Annotated in this window: 18 protein-coding genes; 8 read left to right on the forward strand and 10 right to left on the reverse strand. The window is 68.0% G+C overall.

Annotated elements, in window-relative coordinates; genetic code table 11:
• Positions 1–23: 23 nt before the first annotated feature.
• The 9 genes from EV292_RS19445 to EV292_RS19490 all read right to left on the reverse strand — a co-directional run bounded on the left by EV292_RS19445 (position 24) and on the right by EV292_RS19490 (position 11,992).
• Complete coding sequence (locus tag EV292_RS19445) at positions 24–1,157, reverse strand: endo-1,4-beta-xylanase (protein ID WP_132910924.1); 1,134 nt, start codon at positions 1,155–1,157, stop codon at positions 24–26.
• Between the two features lie 14 nt (positions 1,158–1,171).
• Entirely contained in the window at positions 1,172–3,004 is a 1,833-nt protein-coding gene (locus EV292_RS19450) for a glycoside hydrolase family 9 protein (protein ID WP_132910925.1), read from the reverse strand.
• Positions 3,005–3,159: 155 nt separating this feature from the next.
• Positions 3,160–3,897: a hypothetical protein gene (locus EV292_RS19455; protein ID WP_132910926.1), complete on the reverse strand. Its 738-nt coding sequence runs from the start codon at positions 3,895–3,897 to the stop codon at positions 3,160–3,162.
• Positions 3,898–4,160: 263 nt separating this feature from the next.
• The gene (locus tag EV292_RS19460; RefSeq protein ID WP_132910927.1) at positions 4,161–6,074 is read right to left on the reverse strand and encodes an energy transducer TonB; all 1,914 of its coding nucleotides are present in this window, start codon (positions 6,072–6,074) and stop codon (positions 4,161–4,163) included.
• A gap of 305 nt (positions 6,075–6,379) precedes the next feature.
• Positions 6,380–7,525, reverse strand: coding sequence for an epoxide hydrolase family protein (locus tag EV292_RS19465; protein ID WP_132910928.1), 1,146 nt, complete (start codon positions 7,523–7,525; stop codon positions 6,380–6,382).
• A 411-nt stretch (positions 7,526–7,936) separates the two neighbouring features.
• Positions 7,937–8,920 (reverse strand): xanthine dehydrogenase family protein subunit M, encoded by a 984-nt coding sequence (locus EV292_RS19475; protein WP_132910930.1) that lies wholly within the window; start codon positions 8,918–8,920, stop codon positions 7,937–7,939.
• Positions 8,917–9,468 (reverse strand): 2Fe-2S iron-sulfur cluster-binding protein, encoded by a 552-nt coding sequence (locus EV292_RS19480; protein ID WP_132910931.1) that lies wholly within the window; start codon positions 9,466–9,468, stop codon positions 8,917–8,919. The genes EV292_RS19475 and EV292_RS19480 overlap by 4 nt, the downstream gene beginning before the upstream one ends.
• A complete protein-coding gene (locus tag EV292_RS19485) occupies positions 9,465–9,770 on the reverse strand; it encodes a YciI-like protein (RefSeq protein WP_132910932.1) in 306 nt (101 codons plus the stop codon). Before EV292_RS19485 ends, EV292_RS19480 begins: the two co-directional genes overlap by 4 nt.
• Positions 9,767–11,992, reverse strand: coding sequence for a xanthine dehydrogenase family protein molybdopterin-binding subunit (locus EV292_RS19490; RefSeq protein WP_165927195.1), 2,226 nt, complete (start codon positions 11,990–11,992; stop codon positions 9,767–9,769). Before EV292_RS19490 ends, EV292_RS19485 begins: the two co-directional genes overlap by 4 nt.
• Before the next feature lie 685 nt (positions 11,993–12,677).
• Between EV292_RS19490 and EV292_RS19495 the strand changes: the two genes are divergently transcribed.
• From EV292_RS19495 to EV292_RS19515, 5 genes are all read left to right on the forward strand, one after another.
• Positions 12,678–13,214, forward strand: a complete 537-nt coding sequence (locus EV292_RS19495; RefSeq protein WP_132910934.1) for a nuclear transport factor 2 family protein — start codon at positions 12,678–12,680, stop codon at positions 13,212–13,214.
• A gap of 347 nt (positions 13,215–13,561) precedes the next feature.
• Positions 13,562–13,930, forward strand: coding sequence for a thioredoxin family protein (locus EV292_RS19500; protein WP_132910935.1), 369 nt, complete (start codon positions 13,562–13,564; stop codon positions 13,928–13,930).
• A 5-nt stretch (positions 13,931–13,935) separates the two neighbouring features.
• A complete protein-coding gene (locus tag EV292_RS19505; protein WP_132910936.1) occupies positions 13,936–14,664 on the forward strand; it encodes a cytochrome c biogenesis CcdA family protein in 729 nt (242 codons plus the stop codon).
• A gap of 64 nt (positions 14,665–14,728) precedes the next feature.
• Positions 14,729–15,478, forward strand: coding sequence for a DUF1223 domain-containing protein (locus tag EV292_RS19510; RefSeq protein WP_132910937.1), 750 nt, complete (start codon positions 14,729–14,731; stop codon positions 15,476–15,478).
• A 9-nt stretch (positions 15,479–15,487) separates the two neighbouring features.
• Positions 15,488–16,033 carry a sigma-70 family RNA polymerase sigma factor gene (locus EV292_RS19515; protein WP_243693872.1) on the forward strand — a complete coding sequence of 182 codons (546 nt, stop codon included), beginning with the start codon at positions 15,488–15,490 and terminating at the stop codon, positions 16,031–16,033.
• Positions 16,034–16,126: 93 nt separating this feature from the next.
• On the opposite strand, the gene EV292_RS19520 is transcribed toward EV292_RS19515, so the two are convergent.
• Positions 16,127–16,687, reverse strand: a complete 561-nt coding sequence (locus EV292_RS19520) for a cytochrome b/b6 domain-containing protein (protein WP_132910938.1) — start codon at positions 16,685–16,687, stop codon at positions 16,127–16,129.
• Positions 16,688–16,990: 303 nt separating this feature from the next.
• Here EV292_RS19520 and EV292_RS19525 point away from each other — a divergent pair, with 303 nt between their 5' ends.
• From EV292_RS19525 to EV292_RS19535, 3 genes are all read left to right on the forward strand, one after another.
• On the forward strand, positions 16,991–17,530 hold the full coding sequence (locus EV292_RS19525) for a sigma-70 family RNA polymerase sigma factor (RefSeq protein ID WP_243693873.1): 540 nt from the start codon (positions 16,991–16,993) through the stop codon (positions 17,528–17,530).
• The gene (locus EV292_RS19530; RefSeq protein ID WP_132910939.1) at positions 17,527–18,168 is read left to right on the forward strand and encodes a DUF1109 domain-containing protein; all 642 of its coding nucleotides are present in this window, start codon (positions 17,527–17,529) and stop codon (positions 18,166–18,168) included. The genes EV292_RS19525 and EV292_RS19530 overlap by 4 nt, the downstream gene beginning before the upstream one ends.
• A 68-nt stretch (positions 18,169–18,236) precedes the next feature.
• On the forward strand, positions 18,237–18,731 hold the full coding sequence (locus tag EV292_RS19535) for a DUF417 family protein (protein WP_132910940.1): 495 nt from the start codon (positions 18,237–18,239) through the stop codon (positions 18,729–18,731).
• The last annotated feature ends 26 nt before the right edge of the window (positions 18,732–18,757 follow it).

Below are 18,757 nucleotides of genomic sequence, written 5' to 3' on the forward strand. Positions count from 1 at the left end.
CTCCGGCGGGCGATCGTCGCGCATCACGCGCGCGCGGGCGCCTCCGCCAGCGCGCGCGCTATCGCTTCGTGCAGCGGCTTGGGGCGATAGTCGACGTCATACGGGCAGGGTCGCCGCGGCGCCTTGTCGGGACGCGGCTCGAACGGCCCGATCCAGCTGAATCGGTCGCACAGCCCCCAGGCGAGCACGTCGCGCAGCCCCGGGTAGCTCAGCGTCACGTCGAGGTAGCGGCGTGCGTAATCGGCCACGCCGCGATCGCGCGCGGCGACCTCGACCGGCAGGCCGTTGTCGCGCACGTCGAACTCGGTGATCAGCAGGCGATAGCCCATCGCGGTCACCGCATCAAGGAAGCGCCGCCACTCCCCCTCATAGGCGCGCGCACTCGCCGCGGTGTCGCTGCCGGCGGTGACGATGTGCGATTGCAGCCCGAGCGCATCGACCGGTGTGCCGCGCTTCCGGAATCCCTCCAGCAGCCGCAGCACGCCGGCGCGGTGCGCGGCATTGCCCGGCTCCCAGCTCATGTAATCGTTGTAGACCAGCTCGGCGTGCGGGGCGGCGGCGCGCGCGGTGCGGAAAGCGAGGTCGAGCGTGGCCTCGGTCCCGCCCAGCGCCTGGCTGAGCGCGGTCTCCTCCAGCGCACCGGTCTCGGGCGTCACCGCCTCGTTGACGACGTCGTAGCTGGTGATGCGCGTGCCGTAGCGGCGCGTGACGGTCTCGATATGGTCGCGCAGGAGGCGCGCCGCCTCGGTCGCGGGACGCGCGCCGAAATCATGCGCCTCGAGCCAGCGCGGCATCCACTTGCGCCTCTGCCACAGCAAATTGTGCCCGCGCAATGTCATGTGCTCGCGGGTCGCGAAGTCGGCGATCCGGTCGAAGGCGGCGAAGTCGAAGCGATCGGGGGCGGGGCGCAGGTGCTGCCACTTCATCTCATTCTCTGCGACCAGCACGCCGCAGTCGGCGCGCAGCAGCGCGGCGTAGCGCGGATTGTCCGCCGAGGCGCCCTGCGGCCGGCTTGACACTGCCGAACCGAAGCGAAGGCCGCGCCGGCGTGCGACCGCGTCGAGCCCGGGCGCGCCACTCGCGCCGAAGGCGGGCCCCGTCACCAGCGCGGCGGTGAGCGCCGCCAGTCCCTCGCGTCGTGTCGGCGACCAGCCCATGCGCGGCTCCTTCGTCAGCGGCGGCGCGGAGGGCGCGCGCGCGGTTCGTCCAGCGCTGAAGCGACCCAGAGCAGCGGCGCGTTCCAGTTGATCGCCACCTCGTTGAGCGCATAGGCGCGGATATCGTCGGTCCAGCAGCGCTGCGGCGCGCAGCTGCCCTTCATCTTGGCCGCGATCGGGTCCGCCATCGCGGTCGAGTTGGGGCCGCCGGAGACCACGCCGGGCGGCGGGCCGGGCAAATTGGCGTCGAGCTGGTGCGCCCAGAAGCGGTGATGCGGGTTGGTCAGCGGTCGCGCGCCGAAACCCGAGACATAGCTCTGGTCGAGCGGGTTGCGGCCGAGCACATAGTCCATCGCATCGACCATGCCGTCGCGGTAGCGCGTCGCCCCGGTGAGGCGTTGCGCCACCCCGAGGATCATCGCGCGGTTGAGGATCACCGCGTTCGATCCCCAGGGATAATCGAGCGTGGCATAAGGGATGCGATAGCCGCTGCGCGCTTCCTCGGCGAGGAAGCCGTCGGCCGCGGCGATCAGCCCGGCGCGCGCGGGTGTCGCCGCGCTCGCCGGCACGCCCGCGGCGGTGGCGAGCGTGATCGTGCCGAGCGCGGCGACATGCCCCCAGTCGGGCGCCTGCACCGGCGCGGCGTGCCACGGCGAGTGTCGCAGCGCCGCGGCAAAAGCCGGCTCGCGCGTGGTGGCGTACAGTTCGGCCGCGGCCCAGTAGAATTCGTCGCTCACGTCGTCGTCGCCGTAGCCGCCGCTGCCGGTGAAGCTGTTGGTGGCATAGACCTGCGGCTGGCGCTGCGCGGCGGCATAGGCGCGGCGCGCGGCGGCGAGGCAGGTCGCGCTGAAGCCAGGATCGATGCTGCGCCAGATGCGCGCGCACTGTGCCGCCGTCGCCGCCAGATTGAGCGTCGCCGCGGTGGTCGGCGGGTAGAGCAGCCGGTCCTCACGGTCGTCGGCGGGGCGGGTCGGCAGCGCGGTCCAGCGGCGATCGGCGACCTTCTGGTGCGCCATGCCGCCGGCGTCGATCGTGCGGAAGGCGGGCGCGCCCGTGCCGTCGGGGGCGCCGACCGGCACGGTCGCACGCGCGCCGTCGGGGATCTGCATCGCCAGCAGGAAGCGCATCTCCCAGCGCGCCTCGTCGAGCAGGTCGTCGACGCCGTTGCCGCTCTCGGGCAGGTTGCCGCGACCGTCGGCGAAGGGGAAGCGGCCGGTGCGCGCCTCGCGCTCGTAGAGGTCCTGCAGCGTCCACGACGCGATGCCGCCGTTGACGACATATTTGCCGTGGTCACCCGCGTCATACCAGCCGCCGGTGACGTCGAGGCGATAGTCGCACCCGGCCCAGCGCAGGCCGCGCTCGTCCGCGCCGGAGAAGCACGGTGCGACCTCCTTGGCGTGGCCGGCGGCGCGTGCCCAGCGCGGATCGCCGGCGTAGCGCGGTTCGATCGCGATGCCCGCGCGCGTGTGGTAGAAATAGTGGAGCGCGGCCGCGGCCAAGGGAGCATAGACGCGCGCGCCCACCGCGAACGGGCGGCTGGTCTGCCCGCCGACGCTGAGGCGATAGGTGCCGGGCGCGGTGACCCGGCCGAGGTCGACGAGATGGACGTGGTCGCCCGAGGCCGCGTCGTCGCCGATCACCTGTGTCTCGCCCGCGGCGACCGTCGCGCCGCGGGCGTCGCGCACGGTCCAGCGGAGCGGGGTGGTCGAGGGGCCGGCGACGATCGCGCGCTTGGCGGTGTCGGGCAGGAAGCCGAGCTGGTTGAAGTGGATCGCAGTTGGCGGCGGCGCAGCGCCGATCGAGGCGACGGTGACCGACGCGATCGCGAGGATAGGGCGAAGCTTCATGCGCTCACTCTACTTGCGCGTGCGGGAAAGGGAATGGCGGCGAGTCGAGTACCGAAGCGCTACTTGTAAAATGCGAGCTTCTTCGTTTGACGGCGCGATCGTTTTAGGACGGAAGGTCGAGACAGCATCGTTTTCGGGACAGTCGTTAAGGCAAATCAAGCTGCCTTGTTCAGTGCCACCAGTTTGCAGAAGGGGTGCTGGCGGCGCTCGCGAAGCGCTGTCTTGAACATCAGCGCCTGAAACCAGCTGTAGTTCATCGCGTTAAGTGGTCCGGGTTCACCGCGCGAGAAGGCTTCGTAATGGCGGTTGAGGAACGCCTCTGGCGTATCTCCCGCCGGGACAGGCGATGGAACGCCATCGAGGAAGCGGGTGATGTTCTCGACGCGCGCCTCCACGTTGCCCTCCGGACCTCGCTGGAGCGCCCAGAAGGCGATGCCGATCCGGTTAGCCTCCAGTTCGGCGTTCCAGCGACTCATGCCTTTCCACCTTCCTGCGATATCCTGGAGGTAGTGGCCGAGTTCGTGCGGGACGATGAAACTGTTGAACATTTCCCGGTACATGCCCTCCGGCGGCAAGCCGAAAGTCCCCTTCGCCGACCAAGCGGTGATCGCGGCGCGGCTTTCCGCATCGAGGTTGGCCCAATCGGTCAGATGTACGGTCCGGTCGTCGAACGAGTAATGCACGTCGATGGACTTGGTGGGGTTGACGGCGACCGCCGGGACGAACGGCAGGGTCGCGCCGCAAGCGCGGGCGGAACGGATGAAGCGGTCGCGAATCGTTTCGCCGATCTGCTTAACCGACGGCGCCGTAGAAGGCGCGCTGGCCCCTCCGCTGACGACCAGAGCTATGAGACCAGCAAGTATCCGTCCACCCGCGGCGCAACTGCTCTGCATGAGTGTCCTCCTCACACGATGGACCTCAATATCGCGCACGCTCGTCGGCACACGCGAACGGCCATCAGCCACGTCATGTACGGCAGCCCGAGCGATAAACGATTGTACGCTTTCGCCGCGCGGCAGCCCGCTGAGCGGTCGTAATTGGGACCTGGGCGCGGGAGGGCAGGGGCCGCAAGCGCCCGAGATCAGCCACTCGGCTCCGAACAGCGTTCAAGCCAGCGTACCCCGAGCACATCCATGACCCATCGCCGATGTTGTGATTATCGGCGAGGGAGCAAGAAGAGCACGGATTGCTGCTGCCCGGAGCAGGCCAGCGCGCCGTCGGGGCGGAACGTGCTGCTAAAGCGCGCGCCGCGGATGATGCCATTTGCGGCGTCGTCGAAGATGAAGGGCGGGTAGGCGACCACAGCTCGCGGCGCGATCGTACGTCCGTCGGGGGTGATGTCAAAGGAAGTGCGGACCCAGCCCTCGAAGCCGAGCCGCTGTGCCTCCTGGGGGAAGTCACTGCTCCTGCCACTCATGCGCTGTACCGCTGGCTGAAGACCGACGGTCGCACATTGCTCGGCAGTGAGCCCGGTGCGATCGAACACGGCCCGAGCGCCCGCGACATCGCCTTTGGCGGCAAGGACATTGGCCTGCTCGAGCAAGGCCGCGATCTTCAATGGATGGCGTGGCGGAAGGGCCGGGTCGCCGCTCACCGCTGCCACGAGAACGGCCGCGTCGGCAGGCGGCCCCTTGCGGTACGCGGGTTGAGCAATCAGCAATCGCAGCGTGGCCGCCGACAGCGGATCGCCAAATACATCAGGCTGGGCCAGGATGGCGCGCATCCGCGCCCGCCACAACTCGCTGTCTTCGTCGACCTGCTCTGGCGCCACGATGGCGACATAGGTACGCGCCGTGACCGGCGGCAGGAGCGACGCCAAGGCGGTCCGCGCGATCGCATGAAGCGCGGGTCGCTCTTGTCCGTCCAGCACCGGATTGTCGCTCAGGGCCAGAGCGGCCTGCACTCGGGCCGCGGCATCGTTCTTTGTGGTCGCCGCGCCGAGCGCCGCGCGTTGCGTGCCGAGCGCCAGCGCGGCGGGTTGGTCGGCCCACGGCGGGGTCGGCGCACCTTTGTCGGCCAGCCATGCCTCGAATGCTTCCCTTAGCGGCCGTGTCACTCCCGGTGCGCCGTCCGCCTTGACGCAGCGCACCTCGACGCGCGTGGTGTAGCGGAACAGCGCGGGGATCTCGGCGACGTCCTCCGCACGCCAGGACCAGTCCGTCACCGCGCGAGCGAAGGCCAGTGCCTTCGCGCGATTGCCGTTGGTGTAGATGGGGGCGACTCCGGCCACGTGTCCGTCGCGCTCCAGCGAGAATTCAACGATCGCTTCGTCCTCCGGGACGAGCCCACCTTCGCCGCACGTCGGCGGGTCCATCGAGGCGGCTCTGGTGAACGGTGTGTCTCGCATCCGCCCAGCGCCGGTGTAGGCGAGATAGAGTCGCGCATTGTCACGATCATTGTTCTTCAGCGCCGCGATCGCCAGGTCCGAGCGTGTCGTGATATCGTCGGCGCTGACACGGCTGGTCAGCCCACCCTGCTTGCTCAAGCTGTTCTTGAGCTCGGCATATGCCTCCTTGGCGCGGCCCTCGTTCAGCAGGACGCGTGCGTGAACGGTCTGCACCGCCGCGAGGTCCTTCTTGCTGAGAGCCGGCTCGGCGAGCACGAGCGTGCGCGCCTCTTCGGCTGCGGCTAAGGCGCGGCCATCGTGATCGAACATCGTCACCAGCGCCAGGCGCAGCAACGGCGGAACTCGCGATCTACCTTGCAGCGGATCGGCCGCGGCGCGGTATCGCTTCGCTGCCTCATCATAGTCGAAGGTACGCTCGGCCAGTCGTGCGAGCGCCATGTGCGCCTCGTAGACGTCACCGGAAAACTCGACGCCCTTGCCAGCAAGCACGGGCAATCCCCGCGAGATCGCTGCCTTTCCCTCTTCCACCTGTCCGAGATCGACCAGGCAGCGCCCGTTGCGCACGTCGATCGTGGCAGCGAGTAGTGGGTTGCGGCTTTTCGCCATCGTGGCGAAGATCTTGACGGCCTCTGCGCAGCGGCCTTCCGCCCTCTGTCGCTGCGGAACGTGGAGGAAAACCACGAACGCCACTTCATCGACAGGCAGACCTACAAGCAGCGCCACTCTGCGGCGCTAGCCGAGCGTCAGGGCGCTCGCCATCTGACCCGCCGCTTACGAAGGTCGGAGTGCATCGTGCAGAGACGAGTTCGCATGCGACTGACAGCGCCGCCATCCAGTCCTAGACATGTGATCTCTCCCGCGGAGCAGGCCGAGAGTGGCGCGCGTCAGCGCCTTATCACCGGTCATGGCGCACCGCTGAGAGCCGAGTAATGCCGAAATGTCTCGAATTCGCCGCAGAGGTATACGCGTACCTGGTGCCTAAGCCCTGCGCCGTCAATGCCATGCGTCGAGCTTGGGAAGGAAGGTCGTCATCCTCGGGAGCGCGCTTCCATCACCGTCGCGATAAAGGTCCGCAGGTCAGCCAGCATCAGTTCCGGCTCTTTCAGCGCGGCGAAATGCCCGCCCCGCGGCATTTCGGTCCAATGCACGACGTTGTAGGTCTTCTCCACGAATGATCGCGGCGACGGCAAGAAGACCGGATCGGGGAAGGCGGCAACGCCGGTCGGCACCTGGATGCGGGCGCCAGGCGGAAGCGTCAGCGACTTCTCGAGCCGGCAGCCGTAATAGATCCAGGTGGCGGTCACGAACGACTCCGTCGCGACATAGAGCATGATGTTGGTGAGGAGCTCCTCCTCGGAAAACTTGCTCCAGATGTCGGGGTCGCCATCGGCGGTGGTGGGGAGATCGGCCCACTTGCCGAACTTCTCGAATATCCAGCCCGCCGCTCCGACCGGACTGTCGGCCATCGCGACACCGAGCGTCTGCGGTCGGGTTTCCTGCTCGTGGAAATAGGCGCTCTCCTGCGCGGCAATCGTAGCCCGCTTGGCGGCGAAGGACTTCTCCTCGTCGCTCGTCGGTACGGCATCCTCCGCACGCACGGTCATCATGTTGATATGGATGCCGAGCACCGCTTCCGGTCGATCATGAGCTGCCCAGGCCGCGATGGCGTGGCCCCAATCGCCCCCTTGGATGACGTACCGCGCGCTGCCGAACAGTTGCCGCATCAGCCCATGCACGATCGCAGCAGCCCGTCGCGGCCCGATCGGGCGCGTGAGCGGGGTGGAGAACGCGAAGCCAGGAAGCGAGGGGACTATGACATCGTGCCCGTCCGCCGCCAGCGGCTCCAACAGCTGCTCGAACTCGACATATGAACCCGGCCAGCCGTGGAGTAGCAGGATGGGCGGCTTGGAACCGTCGCCTTTCACATGAACGAAGTGGAGGCGCTCGCCTTCCACATCGGCCGTGAAGTTGGGGAGTTCGTTGAGGCGCCGTTCGACCGCACGCCAGTCGTAGCTGTCCCGCCAATACGCGGCGAGCCGCTTGAGGTCTTCGATCCCGACCCCAGCTGACCAGCCCCCCGCATCCGGCAGCTGGCTCCAGTCATAGGCGTCGACCTTTGCTCTGATGTCGCTGAGCCGCTCGTCCGAAATGTGGATCGTGTAGGGTGAAATCATGATGTCCTCCGCTTGATCTAAGGTGCGGTTCGGAGAGGGCGTCCAACAATCTGCTATTCATATTACGGATGGATGTCCTGAGAGCCGAACGTCAGATCGCCGGCGCATCCGGTGCGCTCGGTTCGAGCGCTTGAAGTCGGCATGTTTTCCGAAGAGCCACGATTTCACTCCGCCACCTCGTGAACGACGTACAGCGGGGTGATCACTGTAGCGTCACGCTGGCCGGGGCAGCCGGGATGGGCCTGCCCGCCTTATTCGCTCATTGCCGCAGCATCACCTCTCTGTCGCCATTACCGTTTAAGGAGCAGCTCAGGCTCGCCGAGGCTCGACGTCGCATGCTCTCACCGGTCGGGACGATCAGCGATGCCGCGCGCGGCGCGAGGGTACGGAAGCATCAGGGGGCTCGCATGCTCAGCATGTTGCGCTTGCCCGTGCTTCATCGAGAAGGACCGTCAACGCTCGGCCAGCCAAGGTAAGCTTGAAAGCATTCTGTTCCGTCGGCGTGGCGCCCGCCAACGCGATCTCGACGATATGGTTGGCCGGATCTGCCGCGGAAGAGATGCCGGCCTCTGCCGCCTCTACCCGCCAAGGTTTCGGCGCCACCCCGCCGAAGGCCACCCGCGCAGCGCTCAGCCCCTGGCGGTCATAATGCGCGATCAGGGCAATAGAGACGTTCGCGAACGCATAGGACGCGCGGTCCCGCAACTTGAGGTAGCGCTGGACGCCGCCGACGCGTTGCGGAAGCAGGACTCCCGTGACGAGTTCGCCGGGTTCAATTACGTGCTCGACGTGCGGCGTATCGCCCGGCAAGGCGTGAACATTTGCCAGCGGGATCCGCCGTGTCCCGCCATCGCACCGCAGCGTCTCCACCTCCGCATCCAGGACGCGAAGCGCGACCGCCATGTCGGACGGATAGGTCGCGATGCAGGCGCTGCTGCCACCGATGATGGCAAGATTGCGCGAGATGCCTTCCTGCGCCGCACAGCCTGATCCCGGCTGCCGCTTGTTGCACGGCAGGTCTCCTGAGTAGAAATACAAGCATCGGGTGCGCTGGAGCAGGTTGCCTCCCACCGTCGCCTTGTTGCGCAGCTGGCCGGAGGCACCCGAGACCAGCGCGCGCGCCAGAACGGGGTAACCAGACCGGACGCGCGCATCGGTGGCCAGATCCGAGTTGCGGACGAGCGCCCCGATCCGGAGCCCTCCGTCCGCGGTGTCCTCGATCCGGTCCAGGCCGATATGGTTCACATCGATGAGATGCGCCGGCGCCTCGATGCCGAGCTTCATGAGGTCGATCAAGTTGGTGCCGCCGGCCAGATAGCGGGCGCCCGGCGTGCTGGCGAACGCCTCGACGGCGTCCGATGGGCTGTATACCCGCTCGTAGGTGAAGCGCTTCACGACTGAGCCTCCATCGCGTCCCGGACCGCAGCGACGATGTTCGGGTAGGCAGCGCAACGGCAGAGATTGCCGCTCATGCGCTCGCGGATCTCTTCGTCCGAGTGGGAGATGCAGTCGAGGTCGCGTGAAACGTGGCTCGGCACGCCGCGACGGATCTCGTCTACCGCCCCGACCGCGGAGCAGATTTGCCCGGGCGTACAATAGCCGCATTGCAAACCGTCATGCGCCACGAAGGCGGCCTGCATCGGGTGCAGAGCGCCGGGAGTGCCCAGGCCCTCGATGGTCGTTATCTCGTCTCCCTCATGCATCACGGCCAAGGTAAGGCAGCTGTTGATGCGCCGGCCGGCGACGAGCATCGTGCACGCGCCGCATTGGCCCTGATCGCAGCCCTTCTTGCTTCCCGTCAGGCCCAACTCGTCGCGCACCGCGTCCAGCAACGTCACGCGAGGGTCGATCCGGAGCCTGTGCGCGACCCCGTTCACGGTCAACGCCACCTCGCTCGTCCCTTCTTCGTGCTTCGACATGGCGGGGAGGCTGTCCGGCATCATTCAGGCCGCATGATGTGGGAAGCGTCGTCGCCGACGACGGTGGCCCACTCGCGGATGTGCCAGCTGCGGACGAGGCCGTTGTTGATGTACGGGTCCGCGGCTGCGAACCGTTCGACCGGCTCTGGCGTCTCTGCCTTGAAGAGGATCAGTCCGGTATCGAGCGGTTCGGTCAGGGCACCGGCGAGAACGAGTTCGCCGCGCTCGACCGCCGCCCAGGCCTTGGTCAGGTGGTCATCGCGGAACTGCGGCCGCCGCGCTTCATAATCCTCGCTGAACTCCATCAACAGGACGTAGTGCTTCATACGATCAACCCTTCCTTCATGAGCAAGTCGACATGGATGGGAAGCGATCGCGGCCGAATGCCCGTCGCGTCGTACACGGCATTGGCCACGGCCGCCGCGACACCCACCATGCCGATCTCCCCGGCGCTCTTCGCACCGAGCACCCCGGTCTGCGGGTCGGGCTCGCCGACGAAAATGGCCTCGATCGCCGGGATGTCGGCGTTCACGGGTACGAGATACTCGCCCAGGTCGGTGTTGATGTACCGGCCGAAGCGCGCGTCGATCTCCGTGCCTTCCCACAGCGCCTGGCCGAGGCCCATGGTGACCGCTCCGATGATCTGCGAACGCGCCGTGACCGGGCTGAGCACGCGGCCGATGTCGATGGCGCTGACGAAGCGACGGACGCGGATCGTGTCGAGGTCCGGGTCGATCGCCACCTCGCAGAAGTGCGCGGCGTTGCTCTCCACACTAAGCGGCGCTGAGCCGTCGGGCTCCCACTTGCCGAAACCGGCCACCGACGCAGCGCCCGTCCGCAGGAGAATGGCGTGCGCGCCCTCGTCATCGCTGCCCGGCTGATCGCCCGCCTGCGCCGCGAGTTCGGCCTTCACCTCCGCGCAGGCCGCCAGGATCGCGCGTCCGACGCTCGCCACGATGCGGGAACCGCCGGCCTGCGGCGCGAACGGCAAGTCGGTGGTGCCGAAGACGAGTTCCACATCTGCCGCGCGCACGCCCAGAGCCTCGGCGACGATCTGTGGCATCACGGTCGGATTGCCGGTGCCGATCTCGGCCAGACCGGTCTCGACGACGACCTTGCCCGACCGGTGCAGCACCACACGCGCCGTCGCCATCGAGGCGTAGCGCGGATAGCTGCCCGCCGACATGCCATGCCCGATCAGCAGCCGACCCTCGCGCCCGCCGCGGCGCGTTCCGCCCGGGCGCCAGCCGAAGTGTGCGGCGCCGACGGCGTAACAGCGCCTGAGCGCCGTGCTCGACCAGGGCTGCCCGGTCTCCGGATCTACCGCCGCGAAGTTGCGCAAGCGAAGGTCGATCGGATCGATCGCGAGTTGAACCGCGAGCTCGTCCATCGCGCTCTCGAGTGCGAACGACCCCGTGCTCTTGCCGGGTGCTCGCATCGACGTGCCGGCAGGCAGGTTCAGATGCGCGAGGCGCGTTGTCACCGCCACGTTGGGGCAGGCGTATCGCGTGCGCGTGCGACCGACACAACCCTCGACATATTCGTCCACCGTGCCGGTCTGGACGACGGCCTCATGCTTGATCGCCAACAATGTTCCGTCGCGTTCCGCGCCGAGCGACAGGTGCTGGATCAGGTTCGGGCGATGGCCCACCGCGGTGAACATCTGCGGCCGCGTGACCACCAGCTTCACGGGCCGTTCGACGAGGCGCGCCGCGAGGGCGGCGATATAGCCGTGCGGCCACAGCTGGAGCTTGCACCCGAAGGCGCCGCCCACGAACCGGGCGGTCACACGTACATCCTCCTTCTTCAGATCGAACGCACTCGCGAGCGCTGCGGCGATGACGTGCGGCCCCTGATTGGAGTCATGGACGACCAGCTTGCCCTCAACCCATTCCGCGATGGTGGCGGCCGCCTCGATCGGATTGTGGTGTGCGGTCGGAGACAGGTACGTTGCATGAACGGTGACGGGCGCGGAAGCGAGCGCCTGGTCCGGGTCGCCGCGCGCCGACGTGGCCTTCTCGCCGCCCGGTATCTGCCCCGTTCGCGGCTCGGTCGCCTCTCCTTCAAGGAAGGGTAGGGATGTCTCGAACGCGTCGGGCGCATAGTCGACCGCGAGCGCGCGTGCCGCAGCCGTGGCGTTCGCGAGCGTGTCGGCGATCACCGCGGCGACCGCCTGGCCGGCATGACGGATGATCGTATCGGCGAGTGCGAGGCTCGCGCCGTGATCAGGCCGGCGCAGCAGCTCTTCCGGCTGTTCCGGCCACGCTGGCGGTGGTGCGCCGCGGAGCGCTGACACATTGAGATGCGAAACCACCCCCAACACGCCCGGCTGGGCTAAGGTGCGTTCCACGTCGATCGAGACGATACGGCCGGATGCTATGGGGCTGCACACGAGAACCGCATGCGCCAAGCCCTCCGGGTAATGGTCGGCGGTGTACGTCGCCGTTCCGGTGACCTTGAGCGGTGCGTCGACCCGCGTCGGCGCCGCTCCCACCCCCATGACATCGGCGGGTGTCGCGGGCGACGACACCGTCGCGGCGGCGATCATCTTCGGAGGATGACGTTGGTCAGGCGGTGAGGGCCTTGGGATCATGCAGGAAGGATGGTCGCGCATGATGATCGAAACGCAGGCAGAACGACACCGTTCTTCGCCGAATCGTCCGCCCAGTTGGGACAGATCGGCGACGCGCCGCGTTCGTGCCTTCGGCCACGTTCTTGATCCCTTGCGCGGTCAGGCGGGAAGCGATGGACGTCTCCTCGCCCCGCGCGGTCGATGCACGCCTCGACCTCGACCAGCGCGAGCCGTAGCTCGCCAGGGCTGTGCCGGGGCCCGCGACCTGGGCCGTCATGATCCCTGACCTCGGCGGTGTCCGCACGACGCTGCGCCGACGCAAGGCCCACCTGCCCGGGCTGCGCAGAAAGGCGCTCTGACGGTGTCGCGCGCGAGACGTCGCTCGCCTGAGCGCTTCGGCAGCAGGGCCTGGATGGGGCTGCAACAGAACCGCTGCCACGAGATCCTGCCGCCCGCCTGTAACCGCGCGCGGTCCCAGCCGAATAGCAACGGCGGCATTCCTCTGGATGGCAGCGCCTCGAGCGATGCCCGTTCTCTTGGGCACATCGTTCGGGCCGCTGCCAATCTGCGACCGCCCGGAGACGGGGCGCGAGCGGGAGCGACGTTCGGGGATGTCGACGTTAGTAGCGGATAAGGCGGTAGAAAGAACAAGGAGCGTTTTATGAGAGCAACATCCCGGACCGCTGTCACGTTCGCGGCATTATTCGGCATTGTCTCGATCGTCGTTGCTGCGACGGCTAGCAGTGCGATGGCGCAAACGCGACCCGACAGGGGCGAGATCGTCCGTCAGTTCCGGATGAACTTCTCGAACGACCAGCTGGACAAGAACGGTGAAATGGTGGCTGACGACGTCGTGGTTGAGGTCAACGGCGGCGTGTCCAGCAAGCCGAACGGCGCTACGTTCAGGGGGCGCGATGAGTTCGTCGCCTGGCAGAAGGGCGTCAAGGCCACCTTTCCCGGCAGCACGATAACCGAGGACGATATCGTCGTGTCTGGCAACAAGGTAGCGGTTCGCTACACGGTTTCGGGTCCGCATCGCGGTCCGTTGCCGACCCCGGACGGGGCGATCCAGCCGACGGGGCGGACCGTGCACATCCACGCGGCGGAGTTCTTTACCTTCAACGACCAGGGCAAGGTCATACACCTGCAGAACTTCTCGAATGATCTGAACGTGGTTCACCAGCTCACGGCAAAATGACGGGGTAATCGCCGGGCGCCGCATCATCTGGTGCCTCATCGGGAGAGCGCCACCGCGCCGGCAAGCACGAGCGGCGCGACCCAGCCAACGAGGGTCGTGTCCGCATCGAGCAACTCATGGCCTGATCATGAGGTTTGCTGTGGCACATGACGTTGAATCCGGCGCTCGGCCGAGATTCCAAGCCGACGAGCGTGGTCGCGAACCGGCTATGGCGGTTCTGCCGTTGAGACTGAGAACGACGTGTCGGCGTGTAACCGAGACGACGGCTCGACCGAAATCACGGGAGCTGTTCACGTCATCAGGAGGCCCCCGTGCGTCACTTCCCAGCGGTCGTCGTGGTCGCGTCCATGACCATCTCATTTCCGTTGCTCGTTGGCCCCGCGTCCGCGCAGGTCGCCGGTCGCGCGTTCGACCGGGCAGCCTTCGAGGCCGCGCAGACGGCGGGTCGGCCGATCCTCGTCTGGGTCCACGCGCCCTGGTGCCCGGTCTGCCGCCAGCAGCAGAAGACGATCGCCCGCGTCACCGCGGAACCGGCGTTCCGTGACATGCACGTGTTCCGGATCGACTATGACACGCAGAAGGCGCTGTGGCGCGCGTTCGGCGCGACGCAGCAGTCGACGCTGATCGCGTTCCACGGGCGCCGCGAGACGGGGCGCATCGCGCACGAGACCGACGACGCCAAAGTGTCCGCCGTGATCCGCGGCGCGATCGCCTGAGCCGCATGGCATCGGTCCTCCATCCTGCGCTCGCCTATGTCGCCGGCGCGCTGACGATCTTGTCACCCTGCGTCCTGCCGTTGGTGCCGATCGTGCTGTCGTCCGCGGCGCAGCGGCATCGCCTGGCGCCGCTGGCGCTCGGTGCGGGGCTGGTCGTCGCGTTCACCTCGGTCGGATTCACCGTCGCCGCGTTCGGCCAGGCTTTGGGCATCGACACGCTCGCGGTACGCGCGGCCGGTGCGATCGTGCTGGTGCTCGCGGGCGTCGTCCTCCTGTTCCAAAAGGCGCAGGACGCTTTGGCTCGGCTCGCCACGCCGCTGGCTGCCTGGGCGGGCCGGCGCCAGGAGACGCTGGATGCGCGCGCCGGACTGTGGGGCCAGGCAGCGGTCGGTGCTCTCCTCGGCGTCGTCTGGGCGCCTTGCGTCGGGCCGACCCTGGGCGCCGCCGTCGCGCTCGCCGCCGAGGGCACGAACTTGGGCGAGGTGCTGGTGGTGATGGCCGCTTTCGGTCTCGGCATCGCGACGGTGCTGCTGCTGATCGCGGGTGTGGCGCGGGGCGTGCTCGCGCGGTGGCGGGATCGGCTCATGCTGGCGGGGGGGCGCGGCAAGGCCGTTCTGGGCGGACTGCTCGTCATCCTGGGCGCGTCGATCCTGACGGGTCTCGACCGACGGACCGAGGCCTTCGTGCTGGATCACCTGCCCGACCGCGTCACCGAATGGTCGACCGCGGTCTGAGGCCGCCTGCGCGTGCGCCGACCGCGACGCGTCGATTTCTCGCATGAACAACAAGGAGCTGACCATGAGAGCCCTTCACGTTTCCGCTGCCATCGGCGCGCTCTTCCTCGGCGGGATCGGCTTGGCTTCGGTCGTCCATCCCGTCGCAGCGGGGAAACAGCGGGGGGCCGTCGGCGCAGGCGGGGTGACCTCGTCCGCCGATGATCGCCTCGTGGTGGTCGAGCTGTTCCAGAGCCAGGGTTGTTCGAGCTGCCCGCCGGCGACCGCCAACCTCAACGCGCTCGCGGGAAAGCCCCATGTTCTCGCGCTGTCCTACGGCGTCACGTACTGGGACCAGCTCGGGTGGAAGGACACGTTCGCGTCGCCCCAGTTCACCGCGCGGCAGTGGGACTATGCCCGCCACCACGGACGCGACCGGGTGTGGACCCCGCAGGTCTATGTCGGCGGGCAGCGCGACATCGTCGGGGCGAACCGGGCGCAGCTCGACCAGCTGATCGCGAGGACCAGCATCAAGGGACCGGCGGTGACGATCGCGGCTGGGCAGGTGCGGGTCGCGTCTGCCCGCGCGGCACGCCCCGCCATCGTCTGGATGGTCCGCTACGATCCGCGCACGATCGACGTGCCGATCAGGGCCGGCGAGAACGGCGGGCGCACGCTGCCCCACCGCAACATCGTGCGCGAGCTCGTGCAGATCGGCCACTGGAGCGGCGCGGCCGCCAGCTTCGCCCTTCCCGCGCGACGCGACCCTTATCGCGTGGCGGTGATCGTTCAGGACGGCAAGGGCGGTGCGATCATCGGCGCGGCGAAGGCGTAGGGATCGCGGATGCCGGTCGGAACGCCTGACGGGGCGGAGTGGGGCCTGCTCATGGCCGCCGCGCAGGATGGGCAGGGCGGCCCCTACCGGCGCCTGTTGGACGAGCTGCGTCGCTGGCTGACCGGCTTCTTCGCCCGACGTCTCCCGCCGTCGCAGGTGGAGGATGCGGTGCAGGAGACGCTGATCGCGATCCACGACAAGCGTCACACCTATGATCGGACGAGGCCCTTCAAACCGTGGCTGGTCGCGGTGGCGCGCTACAAGTGGATCGACCGGTTACGCTCGATGACGCGGACCCGCGCCGACGTGCTGGACGAGGAGATCGCGGTCGCCGACCACGAGAGCGCGGTGACGAGCGCGGCGATCCTCGATCAACTCCTCGGTCAGTTGAAGCCGGCGCAGCAGGCGGTCATCCGGCTGGTCAAGATCGAGGGATTCAGCATCGAAGAGGCCTCCGCCTACACCGGACAATCGAGTTCGCTGGTCAAGGTCAACATCCATCGCGGGCTCGCGCGCATGGCCGCCATGATCGAGCAGCACGGAGCGGTGGATTGAAGCTGGATCGACGTGGCCCGATGTCAAGGCCTCGTCGCGTCGGAGTTACACCGCCGCCCGTGCGGCCGTCGGATGCCGGTCCGCCTCGCATTGCTACACCCCGCTCACGATCATGCCGGGCAGCAGGACGAACAGAACGGCGATATACGTCATCTTCTGGATGACGTTGTAGGACAGCGCCGCCGCGCCGGTCGGGAAGCGCAGCCGCGCGTGATCCTTGACGTCCTGCCACAGGTGCGCCGGGGCGAGCTCGCGCCGCTTCAACGTCAGGTCGCGCTGGAGATGGCGGTTCACCCATCCGATCACCAGATGCGCCAGCAGGCCGAACGCGAACAGCCAGGCGAAGAAGAAGTGCCAGGTGCGCGCGAGCGCGAGATTGTAGGTCGACGGGATCGTCGCCCAACCGGGGAAGCGCGGTGGGTTCCACCACGGCTGATCGAGATTGGCGCCGTAGAGGCCCCAGTAGAGGTGCGGGTGCGCGTTGGAGATCATGAGCCCGCTCATCAGCAGCACGATGACGGTGACCGCGTTGATCCAATGCCACAATCGGGTCGGCAGCCGATGCTTGTAGGCGAGGTCGCCGCCCCGCACCGGCGCCCCCGGCGCCCCCGGTGCCTCCTTGCCCACTCGGTCGCGCGTCGCGGCGTCAATCATCGGCAGCTCCTGGCAGGGATCGTAGGTGATCGCCTCGCGGACGCATTCGCCCGCCGCGCCCGCCCGGTTACAGCCGTCGCGCGCTGCTCGCGGAACGTCTCGTCGTGGTCGTCGCGCGACCCGGCGGTCGCGGCGCGGGACGCAGAAGGGGTGCCAGCCCTTGCGCGACGGGCACCAGGGAGCGGGAGCCCAGGGCCAATGCTTCGTAACCGTTCCGGAGAGTGTTACATCGAACGCGCGACGTCGCGGCGGTGGGCTGTAACCTTCCGCTCTCCGGCGGCGTACCTCTGCGCGGGAGTGCGGATGCGGGTCGACGACGACGGTTTGCAAGGATTGATGACCGCGGCGCTGGACGGCGACGCCGCGGCCTATGCGTCGTTGCTGCGCGGGCTCGTCCCGCTGCTGCGCGGCTTCTACCGGCGCCGCCTGCGCGGCGCCGACGACGATATCGAGGATCTGGTGCAGGAAACCCTGATGGCCGTTCATACGCGGCGCTCGACCTACGATCGCGATCGCCCGTTCGGCTGCTGGCTGTTCGCGATCGCGCGATACAAGATGGTCGACCGCCTGCGTCGCGGCGCTCGCCTGCAGTCGCTGGACGGCGGCGAGGACGAGATCGCGACCGACGGCTTCGAGGACAGCGTGGCAGCGCGCATCGACGTGGAGGATCTGCTGGCGACGCTTTCCGCCAAGCAGTCGCGCGTGATCCGCGCCACGCGGATACTTGGATACAGCGTCGCCGAGACGGCGCAGGCCGATGGCATCGGCGAGTCCGACGTCAAGGTTTCGGTGCATCGCGGCCTCAAGGCGCTGATGGCGCGCGTGCAGGGGGGGCGTCGATGAGGACCGAGGATCTGATCGCGCAACTGGCGCAGGACAGCCGCCCCGTCCGGCCCGACGCGGTTGTTCGCCGCCTGGTTCTCGGCATCGGGATCGGTGCGTTCATCTCGGCCGTGCTGGTCGTCCTGTGGCTGGGCCCGCGCGACGACGTGGGTGCGGCGATGCAGGGCGCCTCCTATTGGATCAAGTGGGCGTACACCTTGTCGCTCGCCGCCGCGGCGCTGGCGATGACGACCCAGCTCGCCCGCCCCGACACCGGCCGGGTGCGCGGTCTATGGCTGATCGCCATCCCGGTGTTGCTGTTGGCGAGCGTCGGCGTCGTGGAGCTACTGCGCGCGCCGCGCTCCGATTGGCTATCGCTGTGGCTCGGCCAGAGCTGGACGGTGTGCCCCCTGCTGGTGCTGATCCTCGCCGTCCCGATCTTCGGCGGTTTGCTCTGGTCGTTCCGCCAGCTCGCGCCCACGCAGTTGCGCGCGGCCGGCGCGGCCGCCGGCCTCACCGCGGGGGCGTTCGCCGCCAGCGTCTATTGCCTCCACTGCCCGGAGGTGTCGGCGCTCTTCGTCCTGACCTGGTACTCGCTGGGTATCCTGCTGGCGACCTTCGCGGGGGCCATGCTGGGCCCGCGATTGCTGCGCTGGTGAGCGGCCCGCTGCCGGCCGTGTAACCTTTCGCCACGCTACCGCGAAATGGCAGGCGAAAGGGACACGATATGAACCTGCGCGACTTGTCCGGCGACTCCATCGTCGACGCCGGATTACGATGGACGATCGTTTCCATCTTCGCGATCTTCGGGACCGCGAAGTTCGCCGCCTACGAGGCCGCCGGCGTGGCCATGATCGCCGGCCAGCATCCCCTGTTCGGCTGGATGTACCCGCTGCTGGGCGAGCGCGGCGTGAGTGGGGTGATCGGGGCGATCGAATTGGTCACCGGCGCCGTCATCGCCTTGGGCGCCTGGTCGGCACGAGCGAGCCTCGTCGGCGGTGCGATGGGCGTCTTCACCTTCCTGACGACGCTGAGCTTCTCGTTCGGCGCCGCGGAGTTCTGGCAGAAGGGGTATGGACCGCCGTTCCTCGGCTCGACCGGGCAGTTTCTCGTCAAGGACGCGGTGCTGCTGGCAGCGTGCTTCGCGATCGCGGTGAGTGGGCTGCGACGGTTGCAGAGGAGCGAAGAAACTCAAGGAACGGCTCGTGGATGGTCGGTGTGACGAGTCACCGTGCCGTGCAGTTTAGC

Origin of the sequence: Sphingomonas sp. BK235 (assembly GCF_004345855.1) — a bacterium.
Lineage (GTDB): Bacteria > Pseudomonadota > Alphaproteobacteria > Sphingomonadales > Sphingomonadaceae > Sphingomonas.